At 72.3% G+C, this 25,811-nt stretch carries 31 protein-coding genes; 8 read left to right on the top strand and 23 right to left on the bottom strand.

What is annotated here, in order from left to right:
- Positions 1–53: 53 nt before the first annotated feature.
- The 10 genes from ACWDY5_RS11070 to ACWDY5_RS11025 all read right to left on the bottom strand — a co-directional run bounded on the left by ACWDY5_RS11070 (position 54) and on the right by ACWDY5_RS11025 (position 8,432).
- A complete protein-coding gene (locus ACWDY5_RS11070; RefSeq protein ID WP_449722071.1) occupies positions 54–710 on the bottom strand; it encodes a hypothetical protein in 657 nt (218 codons plus the stop codon).
- A 106-nt stretch (positions 711–816) separates the two neighbouring features.
- A complete protein-coding gene (locus ACWDY5_RS11065; protein ID WP_449722070.1) occupies positions 817–1,572 on the bottom strand; it encodes a DUF2334 domain-containing protein in 756 nt (251 codons plus the stop codon).
- A gap of 67 nt (positions 1,573–1,639) precedes the next feature.
- Complete coding sequence (locus ACWDY5_RS11060) at positions 1,640–2,533, bottom strand: phosphoribosylaminoimidazolesuccinocarboxamide synthase (protein WP_449722069.1); 894 nt, start codon at positions 2,531–2,533, stop codon at positions 1,640–1,642.
- Between the two features lie 163 nt (positions 2,534–2,696).
- Positions 2,697–3,278 carry a TetR/AcrR family transcriptional regulator gene (locus tag ACWDY5_RS11055; protein ID WP_256509834.1) on the bottom strand — a complete coding sequence of 194 codons (582 nt, stop codon included), beginning with the start codon at positions 3,276–3,278 and terminating at the stop codon, positions 2,697–2,699.
- A gap of 138 nt (positions 3,279–3,416) precedes the next feature.
- Positions 3,417–4,850 (bottom strand): adenylosuccinate lyase, encoded by a 1,434-nt coding sequence (purB, locus tag ACWDY5_RS11050; protein ID WP_449722068.1) that lies wholly within the window; start codon positions 4,848–4,850, stop codon positions 3,417–3,419.
- Positions 4,851–4,986: 136 nt separating this feature from the next.
- Entirely contained in the window at positions 4,987–5,889 is a 903-nt protein-coding gene (locus ACWDY5_RS11045) for a hypothetical protein (RefSeq protein ID WP_449722067.1), read from the bottom strand.
- Positions 5,889–6,431: a SigE family RNA polymerase sigma factor gene (locus tag ACWDY5_RS11040; protein ID WP_449722066.1), complete on the bottom strand. Its 543-nt coding sequence runs from the start codon at positions 6,429–6,431 to the stop codon at positions 5,889–5,891. Before ACWDY5_RS11040 ends, ACWDY5_RS11045 begins: the two co-directional genes overlap by 1 nt.
- A 68-nt stretch (positions 6,432–6,499) precedes the next feature.
- Entirely contained in the window at positions 6,500–7,111 is a 612-nt protein-coding gene (locus ACWDY5_RS11035; protein ID WP_449722065.1) for a TetR/AcrR family transcriptional regulator, read from the bottom strand.
- Positions 7,112–7,137: 26 nt separating this feature from the next.
- Positions 7,138–7,881, bottom strand: coding sequence for a hypothetical protein (locus ACWDY5_RS11030; protein ID WP_449722064.1), 744 nt, complete (start codon positions 7,879–7,881; stop codon positions 7,138–7,140).
- 32 nt (positions 7,882–7,913) lie between these two features.
- Positions 7,914–8,432, bottom strand: a complete 519-nt coding sequence (locus ACWDY5_RS11025; RefSeq protein WP_252483783.1) for a SigE family RNA polymerase sigma factor — start codon at positions 8,430–8,432, stop codon at positions 7,914–7,916.
- Positions 8,433–8,594: 162 nt separating this feature from the next.
- Between ACWDY5_RS11025 and ACWDY5_RS11020 the strand changes: the two genes are divergently transcribed.
- Together ACWDY5_RS11020 and ACWDY5_RS11015 are read left to right on the top strand one after the other, a co-directional pair.
- Entirely contained in the window at positions 8,595–9,641 is a 1,047-nt protein-coding gene (locus ACWDY5_RS11020) for a threonine aldolase family protein (protein ID WP_449722063.1), read from the top strand.
- A 20-nt stretch (positions 9,642–9,661) separates the two neighbouring features.
- Positions 9,662–10,264 carry an HAD family hydrolase gene (locus ACWDY5_RS11015; protein WP_449722081.1) on the top strand — a complete coding sequence of 201 codons (603 nt, stop codon included), beginning with the start codon at positions 9,662–9,664 and terminating at the stop codon, positions 10,262–10,264.
- On the opposite strand, the gene ACWDY5_RS11010 is transcribed toward ACWDY5_RS11015, so the two are convergent.
- Complete coding sequence (locus ACWDY5_RS11010) at positions 10,236–10,397, bottom strand: hypothetical protein (RefSeq protein ID WP_283662129.1); 162 nt, start codon at positions 10,395–10,397, stop codon at positions 10,236–10,238. The genes ACWDY5_RS11015 and ACWDY5_RS11010 overlap by 29 nt on opposite strands.
- Before the next feature lie 87 nt (positions 10,398–10,484).
- Here ACWDY5_RS11010 and ACWDY5_RS11005 point away from each other — a divergent pair, with 87 nt between their 5' ends.
- Positions 10,485–11,003: a MarR family winged helix-turn-helix transcriptional regulator gene (locus ACWDY5_RS11005; protein WP_252483779.1), complete on the top strand. Its 519-nt coding sequence runs from the start codon at positions 10,485–10,487 to the stop codon at positions 11,001–11,003.
- Here the strand turns inward: ACWDY5_RS11005 and ACWDY5_RS11000 are convergent, their stop codons facing one another.
- From ACWDY5_RS11000 to ACWDY5_RS10955, 10 genes are all read right to left on the bottom strand, one after another.
- On the bottom strand, positions 11,004–11,411 hold the full coding sequence (locus tag ACWDY5_RS11000) for a hypothetical protein (RefSeq protein WP_449722062.1): 408 nt from the start codon (positions 11,409–11,411) through the stop codon (positions 11,004–11,006). It lies immediately after the preceding gene.
- 101 nt (positions 11,412–11,512) lie between these two features.
- The gene (locus ACWDY5_RS10995) at positions 11,513–12,688 is read right to left on the bottom strand and encodes a pyridoxal phosphate-dependent aminotransferase (RefSeq protein ID WP_449722061.1); all 1,176 of its coding nucleotides are present in this window, start codon (positions 12,686–12,688) and stop codon (positions 11,513–11,515) included.
- Positions 12,689–12,708: 20 nt separating this feature from the next.
- Positions 12,709–13,824 carry a WXG100 family type VII secretion target gene (locus tag ACWDY5_RS10990; RefSeq protein ID WP_449722060.1) on the bottom strand — a complete coding sequence of 372 codons (1,116 nt, stop codon included), beginning with the start codon at positions 13,822–13,824 and terminating at the stop codon, positions 12,709–12,711.
- Complete coding sequence (locus ACWDY5_RS10985; protein WP_252483775.1) at positions 13,821–14,123, bottom strand: hypothetical protein; 303 nt, start codon at positions 14,121–14,123, stop codon at positions 13,821–13,823. Before ACWDY5_RS10985 ends, ACWDY5_RS10990 begins: the two co-directional genes overlap by 4 nt.
- An 18-nt stretch (positions 14,124–14,141) precedes the next feature.
- A complete protein-coding gene (purD, locus tag ACWDY5_RS10980; protein ID WP_449722059.1) occupies positions 14,142–15,389 on the bottom strand; it encodes a phosphoribosylamine--glycine ligase in 1,248 nt (415 codons plus the stop codon).
- Positions 15,390–15,400: 11 nt separating this feature from the next.
- Positions 15,401–16,555 (bottom strand): glycoside hydrolase family 76 protein, encoded by a 1,155-nt coding sequence (locus ACWDY5_RS10975; RefSeq protein ID WP_449722058.1) that lies wholly within the window; start codon positions 16,553–16,555, stop codon positions 15,401–15,403.
- A 63-nt stretch (positions 16,556–16,618) separates the two neighbouring features.
- Positions 16,619–17,263 (bottom strand): TrmH family RNA methyltransferase, encoded by a 645-nt coding sequence (locus ACWDY5_RS10970; protein ID WP_449722057.1) that lies wholly within the window; start codon positions 17,261–17,263, stop codon positions 16,619–16,621.
- 11 nt (positions 17,264–17,274) lie between these two features.
- Positions 17,275–17,838 carry an orotate phosphoribosyltransferase gene (gene pyrE, locus ACWDY5_RS10965; RefSeq protein ID WP_252483771.1) on the bottom strand — a complete coding sequence of 188 codons (564 nt, stop codon included), beginning with the start codon at positions 17,836–17,838 and terminating at the stop codon, positions 17,275–17,277.
- Positions 17,835–18,500, bottom strand: coding sequence for a hypothetical protein (locus ACWDY5_RS10960; protein WP_449722056.1), 666 nt, complete (start codon positions 18,498–18,500; stop codon positions 17,835–17,837). Before ACWDY5_RS10960 ends, pyrE begins: the two co-directional genes overlap by 4 nt.
- A 6-nt stretch (positions 18,501–18,506) precedes the next feature.
- A complete protein-coding gene (locus tag ACWDY5_RS10955; RefSeq protein WP_449722055.1) occupies positions 18,507–19,286 on the bottom strand; it encodes an SDR family NAD(P)-dependent oxidoreductase in 780 nt (259 codons plus the stop codon).
- A gap of 104 nt (positions 19,287–19,390) precedes the next feature.
- Here ACWDY5_RS10955 and ACWDY5_RS10950 point away from each other — a divergent pair, with 104 nt between their 5' ends.
- The 4 genes from ACWDY5_RS10950 (at position 19,391) to ACWDY5_RS10935 (ending at position 21,638) form a co-directional block, all read left to right on the top strand.
- On the top strand, positions 19,391–19,927 hold the full coding sequence (locus tag ACWDY5_RS10950; RefSeq protein WP_449722054.1) for a hypothetical protein: 537 nt from the start codon (positions 19,391–19,393) through the stop codon (positions 19,925–19,927).
- Between the two features lie 117 nt (positions 19,928–20,044).
- Positions 20,045–20,575 carry a hypothetical protein gene (locus tag ACWDY5_RS10945; RefSeq protein WP_449722053.1) on the top strand — a complete coding sequence of 177 codons (531 nt, stop codon included), beginning with the start codon at positions 20,045–20,047 and terminating at the stop codon, positions 20,573–20,575.
- Positions 20,576–20,676: 101 nt separating this feature from the next.
- On the top strand, positions 20,677–21,099 hold the full coding sequence (locus ACWDY5_RS10940; RefSeq protein WP_449722052.1) for a hypothetical protein: 423 nt from the start codon (positions 20,677–20,679) through the stop codon (positions 21,097–21,099).
- On the top strand, positions 21,096–21,638 hold the full coding sequence (locus tag ACWDY5_RS10935) for a hypothetical protein (protein WP_449722051.1): 543 nt from the start codon (positions 21,096–21,098) through the stop codon (positions 21,636–21,638). The genes ACWDY5_RS10940 and ACWDY5_RS10935 overlap by 4 nt, the downstream gene beginning before the upstream one ends.
- Before the next feature lies 1 nt (position 21,639).
- On the opposite strand, the gene ACWDY5_RS10930 is transcribed toward ACWDY5_RS10935, so the two are convergent.
- The gene (locus tag ACWDY5_RS10930) at positions 21,640–22,338 is read right to left on the bottom strand and encodes a type III secretion system chaperone family protein (protein WP_283662145.1); all 699 of its coding nucleotides are present in this window, start codon (positions 22,336–22,338) and stop codon (positions 21,640–21,642) included.
- A gap of 145 nt (positions 22,339–22,483) precedes the next feature.
- Positions 22,484–25,069 carry an ATP-dependent chaperone ClpB gene (clpB, locus tag ACWDY5_RS10925; RefSeq protein ID WP_449722050.1) on the bottom strand — a complete coding sequence of 862 codons (2,586 nt, stop codon included), beginning with the start codon at positions 25,067–25,069 and terminating at the stop codon, positions 22,484–22,486.
- Positions 25,070–25,181: 112 nt separating this feature from the next.
- Between clpB and ACWDY5_RS10920 the strand changes: the two genes are divergently transcribed.
- Positions 25,182–25,778 carry a histidine phosphatase family protein gene (locus ACWDY5_RS10920; RefSeq protein WP_449722049.1) on the top strand — a complete coding sequence of 199 codons (597 nt, stop codon included), beginning with the start codon at positions 25,182–25,184 and terminating at the stop codon, positions 25,776–25,778.
- The last annotated feature ends 33 nt before the right edge of the window (positions 25,779–25,811 follow it).

Below are 25,811 nucleotides of genomic sequence, written 5' to 3'. Positions count from 1 at the left end.
GCTGAGCGCGCGTGGTGGGTGAAGCGAGCGCAGGGCGAGCAGGTACGCCGACATCAGTGCAGGTCATCCATGGTGTGTGGTTTATACTTGTTCGTCAGCATGCGGTTCTTGGTGCCGACCCGCCACGCGGTGCACAGCGAGGAGCCGTTGCGCAGCAGCTTGGCCACCGGCTTGGTGCGGGCGAACTCGGTCGGGTTGGAGGTCTGGTAGCAAGCCACGTCCTGGTAGTTGTTCGAGCCGCAGATGCTCCTGGTCTGCATCTCCTGCGCGGCCTTGAACTCAGCCGGGGTGTAGCCGCGGGTCAGCTTGTCCACGGTGGCGGTGGAGTCCGGGGCGGCCGGGCCGCCGTCCTGGCCGGTCAGGCTGAGCACCGCGGTGTCGCCGGTGACCGACATGGCCCAGAATCCGGTGGCGTCCGGGCTGGCGGTCAGGTCGTCCTGGCCGGTGTAGGTGTAGCTCTCCTTGCCGCTGGGGTCGGAAATGCGCAACACGTCACCCGGCCGCAGTTTCAGTCCGGTGACATGTGCCTTCACGTAGCCGGATTCCGCGCGCCGCAGGGTCAGCGCGCCCTCGCCACCGGCAATTGTGTGCGCCACGTTTTCCTCGGCGCCGACCTTCTCGTCCTGGGGCACACTCGCCGCGGCCGACGGAGCGGGCGCGGAAAATCCGAACGAACCCGCCGCCGGGATGGCCATCGCGGCGACGACCATCAATTTCGTAATTCTGTTCATTACACACCTCACCGCAGGGTTGGGAGGGGACGATCCCGATCGTCCGGTGCGGTGATTGGTGCCGTCACTCGTTCAACCGCCGTAATTATCCGGCGTTCAGCCCACGGCGTTCGGCGGTACGGCCCAGACCGAGGTCTGCGTATGTCCCACCGAGCGCGCCCAGCCGCAGCACACCGGAGATCGCGCCGAGCACCGCGCGGGCCGGTTGCGGCCGGGACAGCTCGGCCGCGTCCACCGCGATCCGCACCAGGCCACCGCGCCGCCCGCCGCGCAGCGCGGCCCGCGCCCACAGCTCACCCCGGCCCACCTGGTGCACCCGGCCCCGGTGACTGGCCCCGGTGCGCAGGTCGTGCACACCGCTGGCGTCCGCGCAGACCTCGAAACCCCTGCGCCGCAACGCGACCATCGTCCCGGCCGAGGCCAGCCAGCTGGGCGGCGCGAAGCACTTGGTGCGCAGCTCAAGGCGGTCCAGCACCGCGGTGGCGGCCAGCAGCCGCAGCCCGGCCTCGTGCGCGGGCAGCTCGGCGAACTCGGCCCGCCGCCAGATCCGGCCACCGGCCCAGCTGGCCGCGGGGGCCAGCCTGGGCAGCGGCAGCCGGTGCCCGCTGGGCTGGGCCACGTGGTCGAACCCGTGCAGCACCAGCGCGTCCCCGGCCCGCTCCCTGGCCCTGATCCAGTCCAGCACCGGTGAGTCCCTGGTCGGACGCTCGCTGTTCGGCTTCGGCGTGAGCAGCAGGGACAGCGGCACGCCGCGCCGGTCCAGCGCGGCGGCGAAGGCGGCGCAGTCGGCCAGGTTCGCCCGGCCGATGCCCGAGAGCGAGACGAGCAGTCTGGGGCGCATGACCCTATTGCGACATGGCCGCGTGACCACGGCCTGCCGCTGAGGTTGCGGGCAGGCGCAGCTCTGCTTAAGCCTCCGGGGACGGCCAGTCCGCCAGCGCCCGGCCGGAGATCCGCTCGTAGGCGTCCACGTAGCGGGCCCTGGTCGCGGCGACCACGTCCTCGGGCAGCGGGGGCGGCGTGGTCTCCGAGGCCCGGTCCCAGCCCGAGGCGGGCGAGGTCAGCCAGTCGCGCACGTACTGCTTGTCGAAGGAGGGCTGCACCTTGCCGGGCGCGTAGCCCTCGGCTGGCCAGAACCGGGAGGAGTCCGGGGTCAGCACCTCATCGGCCAGCACCAGCCCGCCTGCGGCGTCCACGCCGAACTCGAGCTTGGTGTCGGCCAGGATCAGGCCCCTGCTCTCCGCGTGCCCGGCCGCGCTGCGGTAGACCGCCAGGGTCAGCTCGCGCAGCCGCTCGGCCCGCTCAAGGCCCACCGTGTCGGCCACGGCGGCGAAGGAGACGTTCTCGTCGTGCGCGCCGATCTCGGCCTTGGTGGCTGGGGTGAAGATCGGCTCCGGCAGCCGGGAGGACTCCACCAGGCCCTCGGGCAGCTCGACCCCGCAGACCGCGCCGGTGCGCCGGTAGTCGGCGAGGCCGGATCCGGTCAGGTAGCCGCGGGCCACGCACTCCACCGGCAGCATCTCCAGCCGCCGGACCAGCAGCGCCCGGCCGCGGACCTCGCCCGGGATGCGCGGGTCGTCCCAGGCCACCACGTGGTTGGGCACCACGTCGGCGAGCAGCTCGAACCAGAACACGCTCATCGCGGTGAGCACCCGGCCCTTGTCCGGGATGCCGTTGGGCAGCACGAAGTCGAAGGCGGAGATGCGGTCGGAGGCGACGAACAGCAGGTGCTCGTCGTCGACGGCGTAGAGCTCACGAACCTTGCCCGCGGCGATCAGCGGGTAGTCGACGAGGGAGGTCACGGGCTCACCCTAGGCAATGCACCCCTGGTGACCTGCGTCGCACCACCGGTGTCAACAACCAACCAACTGTGGCATTATACCGGCAGCAGTTTTCCGCCACTTTCTCGGGAATCGTTCGGCGGATTCGGATCGCCCGGCTCGGGGGCTGGGCGATCCTCTTTATTCACTGCCGGACCATGGCGATCGCCAGGTCCAGCACCAGCGCCTCGGCCACCGCCTCGCCGCGCAGCCGCCGCTGCTCGAAGCCCAGCACCAGCGCGCGCACCCCCAGCGCCAGCTGGGCGGCCCGGTGCTCGTCGACCACCATGCCGCGCTCGTCCCTGCGGCCGGTCAGCGACTCGGCGAACTGCCGGTCCGAGCGCACCGAGATCTCCCGCAGCCGGGTGCTGACCACCGGGTCGCTCTGCGCCAGCCCGGCCAGCTCGGTCTCGAAGGCCAGCAGCGGCGCGGCGTCCTTGGCGTCGGCCGCGCGCAGCCGCCCGGCCACGTACACCGCGATCACCTGCTCAAGGGAAAGCCGCGGATCGCTGAGCTGTTGCAGATCGGCAATCACCCGGCGGTGAATGTCCTCGATGACGGCAATCAACAGGTCCCGCTTGCTGCCGAAAATCGAGTAAATGGCCCCGGTGGTGAGACCGGCCCGGCCCGCGATCACGCCGAGAGAGGCGCCTCGATGCCCTTCCTCGACGATGACTTCCCTGGCTGCTTCCAGAAGCGCGGTGCGGTTTCGGGCCTTCCCCTCCATCCGTGCGACCAAAGTTCACTCCCCAGTGACCGACGTGTTGTCTCGCGAGTCATTCTCAGGGGCGAATGTGCTGATAGCCCCCGGTACTTAGGAGGTTCCGAAGTACCGGGGAACAGTTCTGCCGGTTGGAAAGCTTGCTCAGAGGATGGCGCCGGGGGTGTACTTGGCCGCTTCGGGGTACTGCGCCACGACCTGCTCGATCCGCGCCACCACCGCGCTGACCTGCGCGGCGGCCGCGCCGGTGAACGGCAGCCGGTCGGCCAGCAGCGCGTCGAGCGCGGCCCGGTCCAGCGGCAGCCGCTCGTCGGCGGCCAGCCGGTCCAGCAGATCGTTGCGCTCCAGGCCCTCGCGCAGTTCCAGCGCGGTGGCCACCGCGTTCTCCTTGATCGCCTCGTGCGCGGTCTCCCGGCCGACCCCGGCCCGCACCGCGGCCATCAGCACCTTGGTGGTGGCCAGGAACGGCAGGTAGCGGTCCAGCTCGCGGCCGATCACCGCGGGGAAGGCGCCGAACTCCTCGAGCACGGTCAGGAAGGTCTCCAGCAGCCCGTCGAAGGCGAAGAAGGCGTCCGGCAGCGCGACCCTGCGCACCACCGAGCAGGACACGTCGCCCTCGTTCCACTGGTCCCCGGCCAGCTCGCCGACCATCGAGGCGTGCCCGCGCAGGATCACCGCGAAGCCGTTGACCCGCTCGCAGGAACGGGTGTTCATCTTGTGCGGCATGGCCGAGGAGCCGACCTGGCCCGCCTTGAAGCCCTCGGTGACCAGCTCGTGCCCGGCCATCAGCCGGATCGTCTTGGCCAGGCTGGACGGCCCGGCCGCCAGCTGCACCAGCGCGGTGACCACCTCGAAGTCCAGCGAACGCGGGTAGACCTGGCCGACGCTGGTCAGCACCTGGCCGAAGCCGAGGTGCCCGGCCACCGCGGCCTCCAGCCGGGAGAGCCGCTCGGCGTCGCCGTCGAGCAGGTCGAGCATGTCCTGCGCGGTGCCCACCGGGCCCTTGATGCCGCGCAGCGGATAGCGCGCGAGCAGGTCCTCCAGCCTGCCGAAACCGGCCAGCAGCTCATCGGCCGCGGTGGCGAACCGCTTGCCCAGCGTGGTGGCCTGCGCGGCCACGTTGTGCGAGCGCCCGGCCAGTACCAGCTCGGCGTGCTCGGCGGCCAGCGCGCCCAGCCGGGCCAGCACCGCGACCACTCGGTCCCGCACGTGCTCCAGGCTCAGCCGGATCTGCAGCTGCTCCACGTTCTCGGTGAGGTCCCGCGAGGTCATGCCCTTGTGCACGTGCTCGTGCCCGGCGAGGGCGTTGAACTCCTCGATCCGCGCCTTCACGTCGTGCCGGGTGACCCGCTCCCGCTCGGCGATCGAGCCGAGGTCCACCTGCGCCAGCACCCGCTCGTAGTCGGCCAGCGCCGAGGCCGGGACGTCCACGCCCAGCTCCACCTGGGCCCGCAGCACGGCCAGCCACAGCTGCCGCTCCAGGACCACCTTGTGCTCGGGCGACCACAGCCGGGCCAGCTCAAGCGAGGCGTACCGGGAGGCCAGGACGTTGGGAATGCGCGGCTTGGTCGAGGTCACGTTCACGCAGCCTAGTTGACCAGCGCGAACATGGGCACGTGGCGGTCGGCACCCCCAGTGCCGACCGGCCACGTGGCCGGCGCCGAAGATCAGCGCCGGCCACAGTGGGATGTCCGGAACGAGACATCGGTTCCGCTCAGCTGAGGTTGAATTCCGGATTGGTGACCAGCTGGATCACCTGGTCCCTGGTCAGCGGCGGGTCCGGCCGGTTCTGGCCGGCGTCGTTGTTCTCGGTGAAGTCCGACGGCACCGTGACGAGGTTCTGCACGCCCACCACCGAGCCGTCCAGGCGGTAGTGGGTGCCATCCAGCGAGATGCGCTTGTAGTCCGCCGGGTTCTGCGAGTCGAAGCTGTTGGGGGCCATCGGGTCCTTCGGGGTCAGCACCTCCTCGACCACCACGACGCTGCCGTCCGGCTGCGGCAGCTTCTCGCACTTGCCGGTCAGCCCCTTGCGCGGCGACGGCCTGGTGTCACCAGCCGGGTTGTACTGGTGGCTGGTGGGCACCACCGATCCCTCCCCCCTCGGGACGCAGCGCAGGGGCAGCGGGGTGACCACCGACCGCGCGGTGATCGGGCCGGTGATCGACAGGGTGATCCAGGCCCCGTGGACCTCGTCCCGGAAGCCGGCTATGCCGCTCAGCGCGTCCAGGTCGCCGTCGTGGAACAGCTGCCGCATAGTGGTCCGCAGCTGGGTCACCCCCGGCTTGAGCTTGGGCAGCACCTCCTTGAGCAGCTCCTCGTTGCGCTGCTTCTGCTTGCTCAGGTCGACCTTGGGACTGACCAGCGGCGGCTGCGACAGCCCGGTCAGCGGCCCTGCCTGCCCCGCGGACCCGATCGCGCCCTGGCCGGCGAGCACCATGCTGACCGTCACGGCCACCGCCGCGACCGCGGCCAGCGTGCCGCCGCCCGCGGCCAGGGTGGCCCGCCTGCGCCGGTGCAGCCTGGCCGCGGTGTCGGCCACCTGGTCGGGGTCGAAGCCCAGCGGGGGCTCGGCTGTGCTCATCCCGCGCAACCTGTCGATCAACTGCTTGTCCTGCATCACACGCTCCTCCCGGCGACCGGCGCGATCTCCGCGTCCAGCCGCTCGACGACCGCGCGCAGGGCCTCGAGCCCCCGCGCGGTCTGGCTCTTGACGGTCCCTTCCGAGCAGCGCAGGGCGGCCGCGACCTCCGCGATGGACAGGTCTGCCCAGTGCCGGAGGACCACGGCGGCGCGCTGCCGCGGCGGGATCTGTGTGAGCGCGCGCAGCAGGAGGTCCCGTGTCCCCGTGGCCGGGCCGGCCAGTGCGGGATCGAGGTCGATGCCGGGCTGGTCGGGCACCTTGCCGTCGCGGTTCTCCGCGCTCCGCCAGGGTTTCCGTCGTTCGTCCAGCCAGCAGCGGAGCAGGACCTGCCGCGCGTAGTTGTCGACGGTGTTCTTCCGTTGCACCTTGGGCCAGGCCCGGTACATCTTGATCAGCGCGGTCTGCGCCAAGTCCTCGGCGAGGTGCCAGTCCCCGCACAGCAGGTAGGCCAGTCGCCGCAGCGACATGGCTTTCGCTCTGGCGAACTCCCGGTAGCTCGCATCGTCCTCGGCCCGCATTCCGCGCCTCCCATCACCCAGATCCGCCTCTACTCACGCCAGCGGGCCGAGGACAGGTTGCACCAGGGTCAGGCGCGGCCGGGCAGGTTCGCCCGCAGCATCCGGCGGGCGGCGTCCCTGGGATCGGGGTTGCTCTCGATCAGCGCGTTCACCACCGCGCCGTCGACCAGCGCGACCAGCACGTCCAGCCGCGGCCGGTCGACCGGGGTGCCGGAGTGCGCGAACAGCTCGGTGAGCAGGGCCGTCAGCTCCTCGCCGAGGCCGCGCATCAGGTCGGTGAGGAAGGGCCGCCTGGCACTGCCGACCAGGCGTTCGTAGCGCAGCAGCACCGGTTCCAGGCCACCGTCCCTGGACAGGCGGCCCAGCAGCAGGTCCAGCACCAGCTCGACCAGGTCGTCCGCGCACAGCGGGTGGTCCCGCCCGGCCAGGTCGTCCAGGCACTGCCTGGCGGCGTTCAGCTCGGCCCGGGAGCCGTGCTCGACCGCGGCCGCGACCAGCTCGTCCAGCGAGCTGAAGTAGTAGGTGGTGGAGGCCAGTGGCAGCTCGGCGCGCTCGGCCACCGCGCGGTGCCGGATGGCGTCGAAGCCGCCCTCGGCCAGCAGCGCGGCGGCCGCCTCGATCAGCGCGTGCCGCCGCCGCTCACCCTTGGGCGTGCTGGCGGAATGCCTGGTCTCGGCCATAGCCAGCCATCGTGCCAGAAGCGGGCTCAGTACTTGTCGGAGAGCTTCTTCGCCAGTCGCTCCAGGTCGCCGGCGAACGGCGGCTTGCCGCCCGGCTTGCGCGGCACGCTGTGGATGGTCAGCGGCGCCCCGTGGGTGGTGATCGCGGTGTAGCTCTGCGTGCCGCCGGGGCCGCTGTCGGCCCGGCCGCCGTCGCGGGAGAGCCCGGAGTCCTGGCCGAGGGACACGGTCAGCGTGCCCTCCGGCGTCTTCAGCGAGAACCCGCGGGAACCCTGCGGGCACAGCTCGGCCGGGGCCTGTTCAGGGGTGAGTGCGGCGACGGCCGGGAGCTCGACGGCGAGGGCTGCTGCGAGCTCCCGGTCCGCCATCCCGCACCCTTCGGTGCCACCGATCGAAGGACCGGTGCTCGCTGAGCCGTCCCCCTGCTTGGACGGCTCAGGCGAGGTCTTGGGTTGGGCGCGATCGGTACCGGGGCCTGCCTGGCCGCCGGTGCTGTTCTCCTGCGGGGGGACGCCGAAGACGGACCCTTCGGCCGTGAGCTCCCCCGATGACGCGGTGTTCGGGGTCTGCCCCGGACCGAACAGGTTCGTCACCACCAGCGTGCCACCGACCAGCAGCGCCACACCGAAAGTCGATCCGCTCAGGACCAGCTTCCGCTGCCGCGCGCTCGCCCGGTGCGAGGCGGTGACCACGTCCTGCTCGTTGAAGGACGGCGGTGGCACCTCGCGCACGGCATCGCGGAAGGCGTCCGCGAGCTTGTGCTCGTCCACCTACATCCACCTCCTCGATCCGATGATCCCGCTCATGTGGCGGACCTCAGATCGTCCAGTGCGTCTCCCAGCGCCTCCCGGAGGGCATCGAGCCCCCGGGCGGTCTGACTCTTCACGGTGCCCTCGGTGCACCCGAGCGCCTTGGCCGCGGCCGAGACGTCCAGGCCCTCCAGGAACCGCAACACCAGCACCGCGCGTTGCCGCGGCGGCACCTTGCGCAGGCCGTCGAGCAGAGCCGACCTGGTGGCCACCGAGTCACCGACCTCCGGTGTGCTCACCGGGGTCTCCGGCAGCTCGTCCACGACGCGTTCGCGCCGCCACGGCCGCCGGGACTCGTCGATCGACGCCCGCACCAGCGTGCGTCTGACGTAAGCGTCCAGGGCACCTTTGTCCCGGACCTTGCGCCAGCGCCGGTGCAACGCGACGAACGCGGTCTGGGCCAGGTCATCCGCCCGGTGCCAGTCGCCGCAGAGCAGGTAGGCCGTCCGTCGCACCGCATCGCGCCTGGCGAGGAAGTACTCGGCGAACTCCTGCTCCTCGTGATGGTCCACGCGGAACTCTCCGCTCGTCTGCTTGCACCTACTGGACGAAACAACTGCGCACAACGGTTGCACGGACCGGGCAGGAGATCCACGTCACCCCCCGCGTGTCCGAGCCCGCGAGCTGGGCATTCGCCGCTCGATCCGCGGCGGCGAGTGTGGTGTGATCGTATCGTGACCTATTCCGCCCCGATCGACCTCCGGTCGGACACCGTCACCAAGCCCGATGACCGGATGCGCGCGGCCATGGCCGCCGCCGAGGTCGGTGACGACGTCCTGGACCGCGACCCCACCATGCGAGCCCTCGAGGAGCGCGCCGCCGCCTTGCTCGGCACGGCCGAGGCGCTGTGGGTGCCCAGCGGCACCATGGGCAACATCATCGCGCTGATGATCCACCTGCGCCGCGGCGACCGCTTCCTGGCCGCCAAGGACGCGCACGTGCTGCAGAACGAGCTGGGCGCGCCGGCCTGGCTGGCCGGTGGCATGCCTGCCGAGCTGCCCTGGGAGCTGGGCCCCGGCCGGATCGCGCCGGAGGCGGTGCGCGCGGCGGCCGGCCCGCCGGGCCCGTACTACGCGCTGCGCACCTCGCTGCTGTGCCTGGAGAACACGCACAACGCGGCCGGTGGCGCGGTGGTGCCGATCGAGGAACACACCCGGCTGGTGGCCGCAGCCCGGCAGGCCGGGCTGCGGGTGCACCTGGACGGGGCCCGGATCTGGAACGCCTCGGTGGCCCTTGAGGTGCCGCCCGCGGCGCTGACCGTGGGCGCGGACTCGGTGCAGGCCTGCCTGAGCAAGGGGCTGGGCGCGCCGGTGGGCTCGGTGCTGGCCGGCTCGGCGGAGCTGGTGGCCGAGGCCAGGCGGGTGCGCAAGATGCTCGGCGGCGGGGTCCGCCAGGGCGGGGTGCTGGCCGCGGCCGGGCTGCTCGCGCTGGAGCGGGTGGGCGAGCTGGCCGAGGACCACGCGAACGCGCGGCTGCTGGCCGACGGGCTGACCGAGCTGGGCTGGTCGGTGCGCCAGCCGCAGACCAACATCGTGCTGGCCGGGGCGCCGGACCTGGAACTGGCGCTGCGCAGGCTGACCGGAGCCGGGGTGCTGGCCACGCCGATGGCCGGGCAGGTGCGCTTCGTCACCCACCGGGACGTGGACCGGGCTGGCATTGTCGAGGTGCTGCGGCGGGTCGAGCAGGAGGACGTGCTGCGCAACCAGAGCAGGGCGAGCTAGGGGAGAGACCTTTGTACTGGGTGGTTTTCGACTACGGCGAGGTCCTGAGCACGAAGACCGCGGCCCTGCCCGAGCTGGCTCAGCAGCTGGGGGTGGCCGCGGCGGAGTTCGAGCCCGCCTACTGGGCCGAGCGGGAGGCCTACGACCGGGGCTGTCCCGAGTCGCAGTACTGGCGCGCGGTGGGCGCCCGGCTCGGCGTCGAGGTGGACGAGGAGACGGTGGCCGCGCTGACCAAGGCCGACGGCGAGGGCTGGCTGGTCTTCGAGCCCGAGGCGGAGGCGCTGCTCACCGAGCTGCACGAGGCCGGGGTCGCGCTGGCCCTGCTGTCCAACGCCCCGGCCTCGTTCGGGCGCGCGGTCGAGCTGCGCCCCTGGTCCGGCAAGTTCCGCACGCTGATCTTCTCCGGCGACCTGAAGTGCGCGAAGCCGGACCCGGAGATCTGGGCCGAGCTGCTGCGCAGGCTGGACGCCGCCCCGGAGAAGTGCGTGTTCTTCGACGACCGACAGGTCAACATCGACGGCGCGCTGGCCGCCGGGCTGGACGCCAGGCTGTGGACGGGAGCGGCGGACGCCCGCGCCTACCTGACCGGGCGGATCAGTGGATTTGGCGGTTCTGCTTCTTGACCCAGGCCACCGCGGTGGCGCCCAGGAAGATCACTCCGCCCACGATGGCCAGCCAGAACAGTCCCTTGACCACGAACCCGATCACGGACAGCACGATCCAGCCGACCAGCAAGATCCCCAGGATCATCAACATAACGTTCTCCCCTCCACAACCTCTCAGACGATGAACGATCGAACGGGTGGCGGAGTTCCACGCGGCGCTCACCGCGATAATGACGTGGTGAGCGAACCGCGCTGGCTGAACGAGTCCCAGATGCGCGCCTGGGTCCACTTCCTGGACGCCAGCCGCCTGGTGGAGGAACGGGTTGCCCAGCAGCTGCGGCGGGACCACGGCATCACGCACTTCGAGTACGAGGTGCTGGTCCGGCTGTCCGCGACCCCGCAGCGGCGGATCCGGCTGGCCGACCTGGCCGCGCAGGTGGTGGCGGCCCGGCCGAGGCTCACCCATGTGATCGACCGCCTGCAGCAGCGCGGCTGGGTGCGCCGGGAGGCCGTGCCGGATGACGCCAGGGGCTACTTCGCGGTGCTCACCGACGAGGGTTTCGCCGCGCTGGAGAGCTTCGCACCCAGCCATGTGGAAACGGTGCGGGCCGCGCTGATCGACCAGCTCACCCCGGGCCAGATCGACGCGCTGGGCGACGTGATGTCGCACCTGTCGGTCAAGCTGCGCTCGGACCGCGAGGGCGGCTGCGGCTGGCCGTCGGCGGGAGTGCGCGGCACCGGCACCGACTCCGGCTGATCAGCACTCGTTGTACTTCGCTCCGATCGGCGGGAACTCCGCCAGGTCGGCCCACAGCGCCAGGCAACGGCCCTTGGGGTTGAACGGCGAGGCCACCAGGTTCACCACGAACTTGGCCACCGGCGCGCACAGCGCGTTGGCCGGCGCGGGCACGATCGCGCTACAGCCCAGCGACACCAGGGTCTCGCCACCGGTCTTGGCCGCGTCGTAGAGGAACTGGGTCTCCTCCTTGGTGAACTGGTGCCGCAGCCCCTGCTGCGCGACGGAAAGCTCGTCGGCGCTCAGGGACATGACGGGACCGCTGGTCGCCACCGGTTCGGCGATCGCGGGAGCGGACAGGCCGAACCCGGCGACCGCGGTGATCGCGGCGGTGGCGGCCAGGCGGCGCAGGAAGGTCGAGGCGCGCATCCGATCGTCCTTTCTGGACGGTGAGGGAGGAACGCCCCGACGCTAGGCGCGGATTTTCCGCTGCTGCCGCGCCGTTGGTCGGGTATCGGATGGCCGCCGGGTCACAGCGTGGGCAGCCAGCTCCCGATGCGCTGCACCGCTTCGGTGATGGTCGCGGTGGCCGAGGCGAAGGACAGCCGGATGAACCGGTTGCCGTGCACCGGGTCGAAGTCGATGCCGGGCACCACCGCGACCCCGGTGTCGGCCAGCAGCCCGCGGCAGAAGGCCATCGAGTCCTCGGTGAGGTGACCGATGTCGGCGTAGACGTAGAACGCGCCGTCGGCCGGGGCCACCCGGTCGATGCCCAGCCCGGCCAGGCCGGAGAGCAGCAGGTCCCGGTTGGTGCGGTAGCGGGCCACGTGCGCGTCGGCCTCGGCGTAGGACTCCTCGGTGAACGCGGCCACCGCGGCGTACTGGGACAGCGCGGGCGGGCACAGGGTGAAGTTCCCGGTCAGGCAGTCCACCGCGCGCCGCAGCCCGGCGGGCAGCAACAACCAGCCCAGCCGCCACCCGGTCATCGCGAAGTACTTGGAGAAGCTGTTGGCCACGATCGCCTCCCGCGAGGTCTGCCAGGCACAGCCGAGCGGCTGGCCGTAGCTGATCCCGTGGTAGATCTCATCGCTGACCAGCCGAACCCCGTTGGCCGCACACCATTCCGCGATCCGCGCCAGCTCCGCCGGTTCCAGCCCGGTCCCGGTCGGGTTGGCCGGGCTGGCCACGATCAGCCCCTTGATCGGCCGGTCGAGCGACTCCAGCAGCTCCACGGTCGGCTGGAACCGCGTCTCGTGCTCACACGGCAGCTCCACCACCTCGCAGCCCAGCGCCCGCAGGATGTTGCGGTAGGCCGGATAACCGGGCCTGGTCAGCGCGACCCGGTCGCCAGGGTCGAAGGTGGCCAGGAACGCCAGCAGGAACCCACCGGAGGACCCGGTGGTGACCACCACGTCGTCCGGGTTCACATCCAGGTCGTAGGTTCGCCCGTAGTGCCCCGCGATCGCCGACCGCAGCTCCAGGATGCCCAGCTGCTCGGTGTAGCCCAGCGTCTGCTTGGCCAGCGCCTCAGCCGCCGCCGCCCGCACCGGCGCCGGCGCGGGACTGGACGGCTGCCCGGCGGCCAGCGAGAGCACGTCCCCGCGTTCGCGTTGCCGCTTGGCCGCCGCGGACACCACGTCCATGACGTGGAACGGCGGGATGTCGGCACGGGCGGCGACGGAGAACAGGGAAGTCGGCTGAGCCATGGCCGCAGCCTAAACAGCGGCTAGTAGCCGCGGTAACCCGATCCGGTCTTCATCCCGACGACCCCGGGCACGCTCGACACCGACCCATACCGCTCAACCGAGTACCGGATCCCCGCGATGATGTTGTCCACCGGGTTCCAGATGTCCTTGTGCCCCGGCAGCGACCACCGGTCGAAGGTCGGGTCGATGGTCTGCATCAGCCCCTTGGACGGCGTGCCCTTGGCCGCGTTGGAGTCCCAGTTGTTGATCGCGTGCGGGTTCCCGCCGGACTCCTTCTGAATGATCATCCAGATGTCGTTCGGGTTCATCTTGTCCACCGGATAACCCTGCGCCTTGAGGATCTCGATCGCCTGGTTGATCCACTCCGCCACCTGCCCCTGCGGCGCGGGGCCACCCCCGGGCGGCGGGGCTCCGCTGGGACCAAGGCCGCCGCCACCACCGCCGCCCGTCGCGCCACCACCACCCCCGCCACCGGATCCGCCGCCGGTCTCCCGCGGACGCTCAGCCGGTGGCTGTTCCTTCTTGGGCTCCGGGCTCGGCTGCCAGTCCACCTTCTTGCCCTGGGCCGGTGTGAACGGCTGCCCGTCGGGAGCGTCCATGGTGGAGAACCTGGGGTTCGCGACACGCCCGCGAAGAGCGCCCAGCGCGGACTTGAGCGCCTGTTCGGCCTCGGTGACCTTGGGCTGGGCGTCGCTGACCGCCTCCTTGACGAAGCCCTCGATCACCGGGCGGACGTCCTCGTCCGGCTGGTTGCGGTTCTGCTGCTTGAAGGTGCGGACCCGGCTGAGCAGGTTCTCGCAGATGGTGTTCACCGACTGCTCGGCGCCGGCCAGCGCGTCCGCGGCAGCACGCAGGTCGCCGGCGGCCTGGGTGAGGGTGGTCTGCGCCGAGGTGGCGGCGGCGTTGAACTTGCCCATGTAGCCGACGAAGCCGTCCGCGGAGCTGCCCTGCCAGGCGGCGTCCAGCCCGGACACCGCGCCCTTGACCTTGCCCGCGCACTCGCCCGCGCTGGTGGCGGCCTCGGTCCAGCGGGTGGCCACCGCGCGGATGGCCTCCGGGTCGCCGTTGACCTTGTCGCAGATCTCGGCCAGCGCCTGCCCGCCGGGCAGTGCGGCGACCGCGTCCCGCGCGCTCACCGGCTGACCCCTGACGCGTTGGCCCGCTCGGTGTCCTCCACCGTGCGCTGCACCGCGTCCAGGGCCCGCTCCACCTTGCCGAGCAGCGTCTGAGCCGCCTCGAACTCGGCGTTCATCGACTTGTCCAGCGCGTCCAGCGCCTGGGCCAGCGCGCCGGAGTCGGCCAGCTTGCCGAACATGGCCGCGTTCGCCCCGCCCTGCGGGAAGCGGTCCCCGACCGCGCCGAACTGCCCTGCCTGACCGGCCACTGTGGTGCGGCAGCTCTCCAGCGCGTCCCGGTTGAACCTGACCATCCCCACACTGGGCAGGGTAGGGCGTCAGCGCGCGCCCTGTGCCGCCTTCAGCGCAATGTCCGTTCGGTGGTGTGAACCGGTCAGGTGCACCCCGTCGACCCGGCGGTAGGCGTCCGCGCGGGCCTCGTCCAGGTCCGCGCCGGTGCCGACCACGGACAGCACCCGGCCGCCGGCGGAGACCACCGCGCCGTCCTCGCGGCGGCGGGTGCCCGCGTGCAGCACGCCCTCGGCGTCCGCGCCGGTGATCACGTCGCCGGTGCGCGGCAGGCCAGGGTAGCCCTCGGCCGCGACCACCACGGTGACCGCGGAGCCCTCGGCCCAGTCCAGCTCCGGCTGCTCGGCCAGCCTGCCCTCGGCCACCGCGAGCAGCAGCCCGGCCAGCGGGGTGCGCAGCAGAGCCAGCACGACCTGGGTCTCCGGGTCGCCGAAGCGGCAGTTGAACTCGATCACCGAGGGGCCCTCGGAGGTGACCGCGAGGCCCGCGTAGAGCAGGCCCTGGAACGGGGTGCCGCGCTTGGCCAGCTCGTCCACCACCGGCTGGGCCACCGTGGCCACGATGTCGTCCACCAGGTCGGGGGCGGCCCACGGCAGCGGGGCGTAGGCGCCCATGCCGCCGGTGTTCGGGCCGATGTCGTTGTCGCCGACCCGCTTGAAGTCCTGCGCGGGCAGCAGCGGCCGCACGGTCCGGCCGTCGGTGAGGCAGAACAGCGAGACCTCCGGCCCGTCCAGGAAGGACTCCAGCAGCACCGGGTGGCCGCCGTCGAGCAGGGTCATCGCGTGCGCGCGGGCGGTGTCCAGGTCCGTGGTGACCACCACGCCCTTGCCCGCGGCCAGCCCGTCGTCCTTGACCACCCAGGTGGGGCCGAACCGGGCCAGCGCGGCGTCCAGCCTGGCCGGGTTGTCCACGATCTCGCTGTGCGCGGTGGGCACGCCGGCCGCGGCCATCACGTCCTTGGCGAAGGCCTTGGAGCCCTCGATCCTGGCCGCCTCCCTGGACGGCCCGAAGCACGGGATCCCGGCCGCGCGCACCGCGTCGGCCACCCCGGCCACCAGCGGCGCCTCCGGCCCGACCACGACCAGGTCGGCGTTGAACTCCTTGGCCAGCGCGGTCACCGCGGCCGGGTCGGTCGCCGCCACGCCGTAGCTCTCCGCGACGGAGGCGGTGCCCGCGTTGCCGGGGGCACACGCCAGGGCGGTCACCGCGGGATCGCGGGACAGGCCAAGCAGCAGGGCGTGCTCTCGGGCACCGGAGCCAATCACCAGGACGCGCACGGAGCGGCAGTTTAGAGGGTGCGGGGGCGGCGGGCAGAGCCGCGGTCGGCGAAGCCGGCGCGTTCCAGCAGCGCGGCCGACTCCAGCGCCAGCCAGCCCGCGAGCTGCGTGGACAGCTGCCGCTCCGCGCGCGGCACGGGCGCGCCGGGGTCACCGGCCAGCGGGCGCTCGGCCGGCGAGATGGCCGGCACCGTCCACTCCGGACCGAACAGCGGCCCGCCCCTGGCCACCGCGCGGTGGCGCCAGGCCGCCTCGGCCGAGCCGAAGACCACCTGGGCGGCCCGGTCCGCGGCCGGGTCGTCGCGCAGCGCGAGCGCGGCCGAGGCCAGGTTGCGGGAGAGCAGGCCCAGCGCCGGTCCGGGCCCGCTGCCGCGCAGCACGTGGTCGGCGTCGGCCAGCCGGTCGGTGACCGCGGTGACCAGCCGGGCGGTGACCGCCGGCCAGCCGCGCTCACCGGTGCTGACCGCCAGCCTGGCGCAGGCGCCGAGCAGGTAGGCGTTGCCGGGCAAGGTGATCGTCCGGTCCACCGCGCCGACCCCGCCGTCCGGCGCGACGCTCAGCCCGGTCACCACCAGGCCGTCGTCCAGCAGGTGGTGCAGCACCCAGTCCACTGTGGACCGGGCGCGGTGCAGGTCGGCCTTTTCCCCGCCCTCGGTGGCCAGCTGGGCGAACAGCAGCGCGGCCGCGCCGTTGACCAGCGCGTCCTTGCGCCCGGCAGGCTCGTCCGACCACAGGCCGCCACCGGCGTGGTCGCTCCAGCTCTTCCGCAGCCGTCGCAGCGCGGGCTTGGTCAGCGCGGGCCGACCGGGCGCGCCCGCCCTGCTGTGCGCGCGGTGCAGGGCCAGCGTGAGGGTGGCCAGCTCGGCGTTGCCCAGCCGGTTCGGCCGCACCCGCAGGCCGCGGACCAGCCCGGTCAGCCGGGCCTGCCGGTCGGCGGTGGGCGCGCGCAGCCAGGCGTCCACCGCGCAGTCCAGCAGGGTGGCCCGCCACGGCGAGCGGCGGCCCCGGCGTAACCGGCCCGCCGGCCAGACGTCGAGCTCGGTGAGGCGGCCGGTCAGCAGGCCCCTGCGCAGCTGCCGCGCGCAGACCGCGCGCTCGGCCACCGCCGCGCGCGCCGCCCACAGCTCGGGCCGGTCACCGCTCCGGCCGATCCGACTGCCACCCATCCGCCCATGGTCCGCGCGGACGGCGGCCGAACCCGGCAAGCGAGGGCCGACGCTCCGGGAAACTCACCAGGCCGTGTCGAGATCCGCGTGCGCCCGCACCCAGGCGTGCATCACGATCCCGGCGGCCACCCCGGCGTTGATCGAGCGGGTGGAGCCGAACTGCGCGATGGACACGGTCAGCTCCGCGGCCCCGGCCGCCGCCGGGGTGAGGCCTGGCCCCTCCTGCCCGAACAGCAGCACGCAGTCCCTCGGCAGGGTCACCGTCTCGATCCGGGCCGCGCCGGGCGTGTTGTCCACGCCGACCACGGTCAGGCCGTGCTCCCGCGCGTAGGCCGCCAGCGCCGGGACGTCCTCGTGGTGGTGCACGTGCTGGTACCGGTCGGTGACCATGGCGCCGCGCCGGTTCCAACGTTTGCGCCCGACGATGTGCACCGCCTTGGCCGCGAAGGCGTTCGCGGTGCGCACCACGGTGCCGATGTTGTGGTCGTGCTGGAAGTTCTCGATGGCCACGTGGAAGCCGTGCCGCCGGGCGTCCAGGTCGGCTACGACCGCCTCCCGCCGCCAGTACCGGTAGGCATCCACCACGTTGCGGCGGTCGCCCTCGGCCAGCAGCTCGGGGTCCAGGCGCGGATCATCCGGCGCGGGCCCGGCCCACGGACCGACGCCGACCTGCTCCGCGCCCCACTCGGTGGGCCCCGGCTCGTCCACGAACACCGGTGTCAGAGCCCCAGGTCGGCCAGGTCGAGCAGGTAGCGGTAGGGCAGGCCCTCGGCCTCGATCGCCTCCCGCGCGCCGGTGCCCCGGTCCACCACGGTGGCCACGCCGATGACCTCGGCGCCGACCTGGCGCAGGGTGCGCACCGCGGTCAGCACGCTGCCGCCGGTGGTCGAGGTGTCCTCCACCGCCAGCACCCGCTTGCCCACCACGTCCGCGCCCTCGACCGCGCGCTGCATGCCGTGCGCCTTCTGCTCCTTGCGCACCACGAACGCGTCCACCGTGCGCAGGCCGGGGTCGGCCACGCTGGCGTGCATCATCGCGGTGGCCACCGGGTCGGCGCCCAGGGTGAGCCCGCCGACGGCGGCGTAGTCCCAGTCTGCGGTCAGCTGGGCCAGCAGGCGGCCGATCAGCGGGGCGGCCGCGTGGTGCAGGGTGGCCCGCCGCAGGTCGACGTAGTAGTCGGCCTCCTTGCCGGAGGACAGCGTCACCTTGCCGTGCACGACGGCCAGCTCACGCACGAGGGCGGCCAGCTCGGCCTTGGCCTGGGGGTTGATCTGGGAGGTCACGAGGCGTCAGCTAAGCACATCAGCTCGCAGGCGTAGTCCGCGAGCCACCGCACCGCGGGCAGCTCGAACCGGCCAGGCCACCACACCACAAGATCACTCGGCCCGTACCGGAAGCTCACCTCCCGCGAGTGCGGGTGGTGCCAGAGCCACTGCCGGACCTGCGGCGTGAGCAGGTGCGCGACGAAGCCGGGGTCCGCGCACTCGACGAAGAAGGCGTCGTCGAACACCGCGTCGCCGGTGGGCTGCCGCCGGGTGCCGAACACCCGGAGCAGGCCCTGCCCCGGCCGCCTGCGCACCAGGGTCAGCTCGGGCACCGGCGCGGGCAGCGGCAGCGCCACCACGACGAAGTCCGTGGTGGACTGGGCCTCGTGCACCCGCTCGTTGACCTGGGCGAGGAAGGCGAGCAGCGGCAGGCCCCGGTGCGCGCCGGTGATCGACTCACCGCTGGGCAGGCCGGGGCCGAACGGCGAGTTCCGCACGGTGAACCGGTCCCGCAGCAACTTGGGCTCGGTCCAGCCGTGCTGCCAGCCGATCGAGGCCGCCGCCACGGTCAGCTCGGCCTGCCGCTGCTGCTGCCTGCGGTTCGCCCACACCAGCAGGAAGACCGCCCCGACCACCAGGGCGGCCAGGAAGGCCAGGGACAACAGCACCAGCGCGGCCATGGTGGATCAGGTGCGCCCGCGACCGCCGCCGACCCGGGAGGCCAGCCGGCGCAGCAGCGCCCTCGGCAGGATCTTGCTGACCGCGACCAGCGCCTTGTACTGCACGCCGGGCACCGAGACGACCTTGCCCGCGCGCAGGTCGGCCAGGCTGTCGTGCACCAGCCGGTCGGCGTCCAGCCAGAAGAACCCCGGCGTGCCGGACATGTCGATCTGGGCTCGCTGGTGGAACTCGGTGCGGGTGAAGCCCGGGCACAGCGCCATCACCTTGACCCCGGTGCCGGCCAGCGACATGGCCAGGCCTTCCGAGAGCAGGGTCACGTAGCTCTTGCCCGCGCTGTAGGTCGAGCCGCGGCCGGGGAAGAACCCGGCCACGCTGGAGACGTTGATCACCGCGCCGCTGCCGCGGGCGCGCATGCCGGGCAGCACCGCGTGGGTCAGCCGCAGCACGCTGGTCACGTTCACCTCGTGCTGGCCGAGCAGCTCCTCAGCGGTGTTGTCCAGGAAGTCCTTGCCGGTGCCCAGGCCGGCGTTGTTGACCAGCAGGTCGACCGGGGCGGAGTCCGAGCGCAGCCGCTGTTCCACCTGCTCGCGCTGGGCCGGGTCGGCCAGGTCGGCGGCCAGCACCTCGACCTTGACGCCGTGCTTGGCGGTGAGCGCCTCAGCGAGCTCGCCGAGGCGCTGCGCGTTGCGGGCGACCAGCACCAGGTCGTGTCCCTCGGCGGCCAGGCGGCGGGCGAAGGCCGCGCCGATGCCTGCGGTGGGTCCGGTCACGAGCGCGGTCGGCATGCCGAGAAACCTACCGGTCGGCGCGCGGGGTGGAGAACAGGTAACGAAGTGGATATAACGGGACGAATTCACCCATGTAGGTGATCGGCACCTGGGGGGCGTGCATGCGGAAAACCATGTCGGCGCTGATGATCGTCACCGTGAGCCTGCTGGGCGGCTGCGGCCTCACCCTGCTGCCCAAACCGACACCACCACCAGCGCCCGCCACCTCGACCACCCCGGCGATTCCCGGTTTCGGCGGCCGGTTCAGCTGGCCGAGCGGCCTGGAGCTGACCCTCGGCCCGGCCACCCCGCACACCCTGTCCGAGCAGGCCCGCGGCCTGTACCCGGAGGTGGGCCGGGTGGTGTCCTTCGCGATCACCCTGGTCAACCGCACCGAGCGCGCGGTCAAGCCGGCGATCATGGTCTTCGCCGCCCGCCGCGCCGGGATCAGCGACCCGGAGGCGGCCAAGGCGCCCAGCATCCGCGATCCCGCGGCCAACGTCGGCATCGGCCTGGACGCCCCGGACCTGCCGCCGGGGCAGACCTTCCAGGGCACGGTGGCCTTCGGCCTGCCGGAGCAGCCCGGCCCGCTGCGCGTGGAGGTGGCCCCCGACCTGCTCGGCAACCAGCCCAAGGCGGTCTTCGAGGGCACCGCCTGAGCCGTCAAGGCCCGGTCCGCAGGTCTGCCCGTTCGGGCCGAATATCGTGACCACGAAGTTGACCGGCGAAACAATGGCCGCTGGGGGGCGATCATGGGTGATCGAGGGGGCAACACCATGAAGCGTGCGGTACTCGTGACCGCGATCTGCGGCCTGGCGCTGGGCAGCACGGCCTGCGCGCCCTCGGTGGCCGAGGAGCCGGGCGCCAACCAGGAGACCGACCGGCACACCGCGAGCACACCGCGCACGGCCCAGTTCGGCCAGCGCTACAGCTGGTCCGACGGCGTGGCGGTGGCCTTCTCCCGGCCGAGCCCGCTGCGGTCCCCGCTGGTCGGCCCCGGCCGCCGCGGCGTGCAGCTGACCCTGACCCTGAGCAACGGCGGCAGCACCCCGTTGCGCCTGCCGCTGACCAAGCTGGACGGCACCTTCACCGAGCGCGGCACCGGCCGGGTGGCCGACGCCGAGCCGCTGGTGGACAAGGCGGGCAAGCTGGGCATCAGCCCGGACGCGCCGGAGCTGCCCGCGGGCCGCAGCATCGAGGTGCGGATCGGTTTCGCGGTGGGCGAGCAGGCGGGCACCCTGCTGGTCGCGGCCTCGCCGGACCAGGGCGTGAAGTACCAGGACGTCACCTTCGCCGGCGAGGTCTGACCGGTAACACGCACATCACTGGGGGTATCACCATGCGTGCAGTTTCCATCGTTGTAACCGGCACGCTGCTACTCGGCTCGACGGCCTGCACCATCATCCCGATGCCGACTCCGGTCACCGTCACCCCGACCTTCCCGCGGCTGGCCCTGCCCACCACCGCGGCCCCCCAGGTGGGCAAGTTCGGCGAGGCGGTGGAGACCCCGGGCAAGGTCCTCGACGAAGAGCAGACCAAGCACCCGCGCGCGGTGGTCTTCACCGTGACCATCACCAACAACACCGGCAAGCCCCTGACCAACCTGCACGCGTCGAGCTTCGGCTCGTTCACCGAGCAGGGCGGCCAGGAGACGGTCGAGGTCACCACGCTGCACGGACCGGACACCTCGATCGGCGTGCCGGACCTGCCGCCGGGCAAGCTGACCAAGCTCCGGCGGGCCTTCGGCCTGAGCGCGAAACCGGGTTCGCTCCGGCTGAAGCCGATCTTGCTGCCCGACCACGCCGACGTCTACTTCGAGGGAGAGGTGTGAGCGCCCGGCGCGGTGCGCTGCCGCTCGCCCTCGCGGCGCTGACCACGGCCGCCTGCACCCCGGACCCGTCGCCCGCACCGCCGTCACCAGCGCCGCCCACCAGCACGGTGGTCCGCTTCGGCGACCCGCCGGGCACCGGGTTCGGCGCCGAGCTGGCCCTGCCCTCGGGCACCAGGTTCACCATCGCGGAGTTCAAGCCGGTCCCGCAGGCCGAGCTGACCGCGGAGGAGCGGGTGCCCGGCACCCGCGTGCTGCGGTTCACCGTGACCGTGGCCAACCCCGGCAAGGCCCCGCTGGAGTACCAGGATCTGTCCTTCTACCCCTCGTTCGTCGCGCACGGCTCGGACGAGGTGGTGAAACCGCCGGAGGACGTCACCGAGAAGGGCAGCGAGGGGGCGGAGACGGACAAGCCGATCCCGCCCGGTGGTTCGGTGCGGGTCGAGCACTGGATCCGGCTGCCCGACCAGCCGGGCGTGCTCCAGCTCAAGGCGATCACCCGCCACAGCCGGGACGAGCTCCGCTTCGAGGGCGAGGTCTGAGTCAGTGCGGGGTGTGCTGGGAGCCGTCGGCCGAGGGCGTCGCGCTGTCGTCGGCGTCCACGTCGAACGGGTCCACGAAGTCGGCCACCTCGCCGAGGTCGCTGAGCAGTCGCTCCAGCCGGGCCGGGTCGGCGTTCGGCGGGGCGGCGGCCAGCACCCAGGAGCCCTCCAGCCAGACCACCATGATGTCGTCGCCGATCTCGTCGATGGTGTCCACGAAGTCGGGCGTGATCAGCGGGTGCACGATGGCCATGTCGGTGGTGAAGCCATAGCGGTTGCCGACCGGGCCGTAGAGGTCCAGCTCGGCCTCGCGCTCGCGGGCGAACGGGACGCTGGGCTCCCACAGCTCCAGGATGGTAGGCACGGTGCGGCGCATCCGGACCGCGGCGATCACCATGGTCACCTTGCTGGACTGCTGGTGGTCGAGCACCTGCACCAGGCGGCGGCCGTCCGCGGTGAACATCGAGCCGGTGACCACGTCAACGGCGACACCCTGCTTGGAGTAGGCCAACCCGCCGTGCTTCCACTGGGTGAGCAGCACCTGGTCCTCGTCGGTGAACCGCCAACCGCGCAACGCGGCCCAGCGGCGCCGCTCCCGGTTGCGCGCTGTGCGTTGCGCCCGGTCCGTGCCGAGCAAGACCGCGCCGGCAATGGCCGCCAGCACGGCCACCGAGAACCAGATCCACGCAGGTACGCCCACACCCGCAGCCTAGCGGTGCGAGCCGCCATAGCCGAGATCACATTCGGTCCAGTAGGCACCAATTGGCCCTAATGTCGGACCCGCGTGGGTGCGGCCCACCCGTCTGGCGGAGTGGGCCGCACCGATTCCGGACACGGCCCTGGCGCTAACCCTTGGCCACATCCAGGCCCGAGTTGTCGTCGCGGACGTCGACCAGGACCTTGTCCCCGTCGGTGATCTCCCCGGCCAGCAGCTTGCGGGCCAGCTGGTCGCCGATGGCCGAGGACACCAGCCGCCGCAGCGGGCGGGCGCCGTAGACCGGGTCGAAGCCCTGCAGGGCCAGCCAGCCCTTGGCCGACTCGGTGACGTCCAGGGTCAGCCTGCGCTCAGCGAGTCGCTTGGCCAGCCTGCGCACCTGGATGTCCACAATGGAGGTCAGCTCCTCGGTGGCCAGCGCGTGGAAGACCACCACGTCGTCCAGCCGGTTGAGGAACTCCGGCTTGAAGTGCCGCTGCACCACCGCGAGCACCGCGTCCTTGCGGGCCAGCTCGGACATGGTGGCGTCCGCGATCACCTGCGAGCCGAGGTTCGAGGTGAGCACCAGGATGGTGTTGCGGAAGTCCACCGTGCGGCCCTGGCCGTCGGTGAGCCTGCCGTCGTCGAGCACCTGGAGCAGCACGTCGAAGACGTCCGGGTGCGCCTTCTCCACCTCGTCCAGCAGCACCACGCTGTACGGCCGCCGCCGGACCGCCTCGGTGAGCTGGCCGCCCTGGTCGTAGCCGACGTAGCCGGGCGGGGCGCCGACCAGGCGGGCGACGGTGTGCTTGTCGCCGTACTCGCTCATGTCGATGCGGATCATGGCCCGCTCGTCGTCGAAGAGGAACTCCGCCAGCGCCTTGGCCAGCTCGGTCTTGCCCACGCCGGTGGGGCCCAGGAACAGGAACGAGCCGGTCGGGCGGTCCGGGTCGGCGACCCCGGCGCGGGCGCGGCGCACCGCGTCGGAGACCACGCGCACCGCCTCGGCCTGGCCGACCACCCTGGCGCCGATGGCCTCCTCCATGCGGAGCAGCTTGGCGGTCTCGCCCTCCAGCAGCCTGCCCGCCGGGATGCCGGTCCACGCGGAGACCACATCGGCCACGTCGTCCGCGGTGACCTCCTCCTTGAGCATGGCCTGCTTGTCCTCGGTGACCGCGGTGGCCGCCTCCAGCTCCTTCTCCAGCGCCGGGATGCGGCCGTAGCGCAGCTCGGCGGCCCGGCCAAGGTCGCCGTCCCGCTCGGCCCGCTCCGACTCGCCGCGCAGCTGCTCCAGCTGCTCCTTCAGCTCGCGGATCCGGTCGATGGCGTTCTTCTCGCCCTTCCAGCGCACGGTCAGCTCGGCCAGCTGCTCGCGCCGGTCGGCCAGTTCGGCGCGCAGCGTGGCCAGCCGGGACTTGGACGCGGCATCGTCCTCTTTGGACAGCGCCATCTCCTCGATCTCCAGCCGCCGCACCGCCCGCTCGACCTCGTCCAGCTCCACCGGCCGGGAGTCGATCTCCATCCGCAGCCGGGAGGCGGCCTCGTCCACCAGGTCGATGGCCTTGTCCGGCAGGAAGCGCGCGGTGATGTAGCGGTCGGACAGGGTGGCCGCGGCGACCAGCGCGCCGTCGGTGATCCGCACGCCGTGGTGGACCTCGTAGCGCTCCTTGAGCCCGCGCAGGATGCCGATCGCGTCGGCCACGCTGGGCTCGCCGACCAGCACCTGCTGGAACCTCCGCTCCAGCGCGGGGTCCTTCTCGATGTGCTTGCGGTACTCGTCCAGCGTGGTCGCGCCGACCAGCCGCAGCTCGCCGCGGGCCAGCATCGGCTTGATCATGTTGCCCGCGTCCATCGCGCCGCCCTCGCCGGTGGCACCCGCCCCGACGATGGTGTGCAGCTCGTCGATGAAGGTGACCACCTGGCCGGCGGAGTCGGTGATCTCCTTCAGCACCGCCTTGAGCCGTTCCTCGAACTCGCCGCGGAACTTGGCCCCGGCCACCATCGCGCCCAGGTCCAGCGAGACCACCCGCTTGCCGCGCAAGGACTCCGGCACGTCACCGGCCACGATCCGCTGGGCCAGGCCCTCCACGATCGCGGTCTTGCCGACACCGGGCTCGCCGATGAGCACCGGGTTGTTCTTGGTGCGCCTGGACAGCACCTGCACCACCCGGCGGATCTCGGCGTCCCTGCCGACCACCGGGTCCAGCTCGCCCTTGCGCGCGCGCTCGGTCAGGTCGACGCCGTACTTCTCCAGCGCCTGGTAGGTGCTCTCCGGGTCGGCGCTGGTCACCCTGGCCGAGCCGCGCACCTTGTCGAAGGCCTCGCGCAGCGCCTCGGGGCTCGCGCCGTGCCTGCGCAGCAGGTCGGCCACGGTGCCGCCCTCGGCGGCCAGGCCGACCAGCAGGTGCTCGGTGGAGACGAACTCGTCGTTCATCTCGGTGGCCAGCTGCTGGGCGTGGGTGAGCACCCGCAGGCTCTCCCTGGAGAACTGCGGGGCGGAGACCGTCGCGCCGGTGGCCGACGGGAGCTGCTGGGCGAGCCGGTCCAGTTCGGGCCGGACCCGCGCGGTGTCGGCGCCAACCGCGGCCAGCAGCGGCGCCGCGAGGCCGTCGGCCTGCGCGAGCAGCGCGCCCAGCAGGTGCACCGGCCCAACATCGGGGTTTCCGGCCACACCGGCGGCCTGCACCGCCGAGGAGATCGCCTGCTGGGTCTTCGTGGTCGGGTTGAAAGCGTCCATCCCTCACCTCATCGCACGGGGTCCGTCATAGGGATAACGTCAGAAAAGTTGAGCGTGTTCCGCTCAACCCAAAATCTGGCAACCGAGATCCGGGCCACACGTCCCACAAGATATGGCGAACCGACTGCTCTACCTCCTCCGGCACGGCGAGGCGGCCGAGGATGGCTCGCTCACCGAACGCGGCCGTCGCCAGGCCGGGCTGACCGCCGCGCGGCTGGCCGGGGTGCCCTTCGCCGCGGTGCACCACAGCACCTCACCCCGGGCCGCCGAGACGGTGAAGGTGCTCGCCGAACAGCTCCACGGCGCGCCGCACCACCCCGCCGACCTGCTGCGGGAGTGCATCCCGAGCGTGCCGGGGCCGGAGCTGCTGACCCCGGCCCAGGCCGAGTTCTTCGCCGGGCTGACCCCGCAGGTGCTCGCCGAGGAGGGTCCGGCCCAGGCCGCGGCCGCGCTGACCCGCTACGCCGGAGCCGCCGAGGCGGACCGGCGGGAGCTGGTGGTCACGCACGGGAACCTGATCCGGCACTTCGTGGCGGTGGCCATGGGCGCGCCCGAGCACGCCTGGCTGAACCTGGCCGACTACAACTGCGGGCTCTCCGTGCTGCTCTACCGGCCGGGCCGGCCTGCCGTGGTGGTCGCCTACAACGACGTCGGCCACCTGCCGCCGGAGCTGCGCGGCACCGAGTTCCCGGCCGAGCTGCGGGTATGAACACCGGGAAAACGGCGGGTTAGTTGTCCACAG

It is taken from the genome of Crossiella sp. NPDC003009 (genome assembly GCF_053591555.1).
This window is presented reverse-complemented; position numbering and strand designations above follow the sequence as displayed.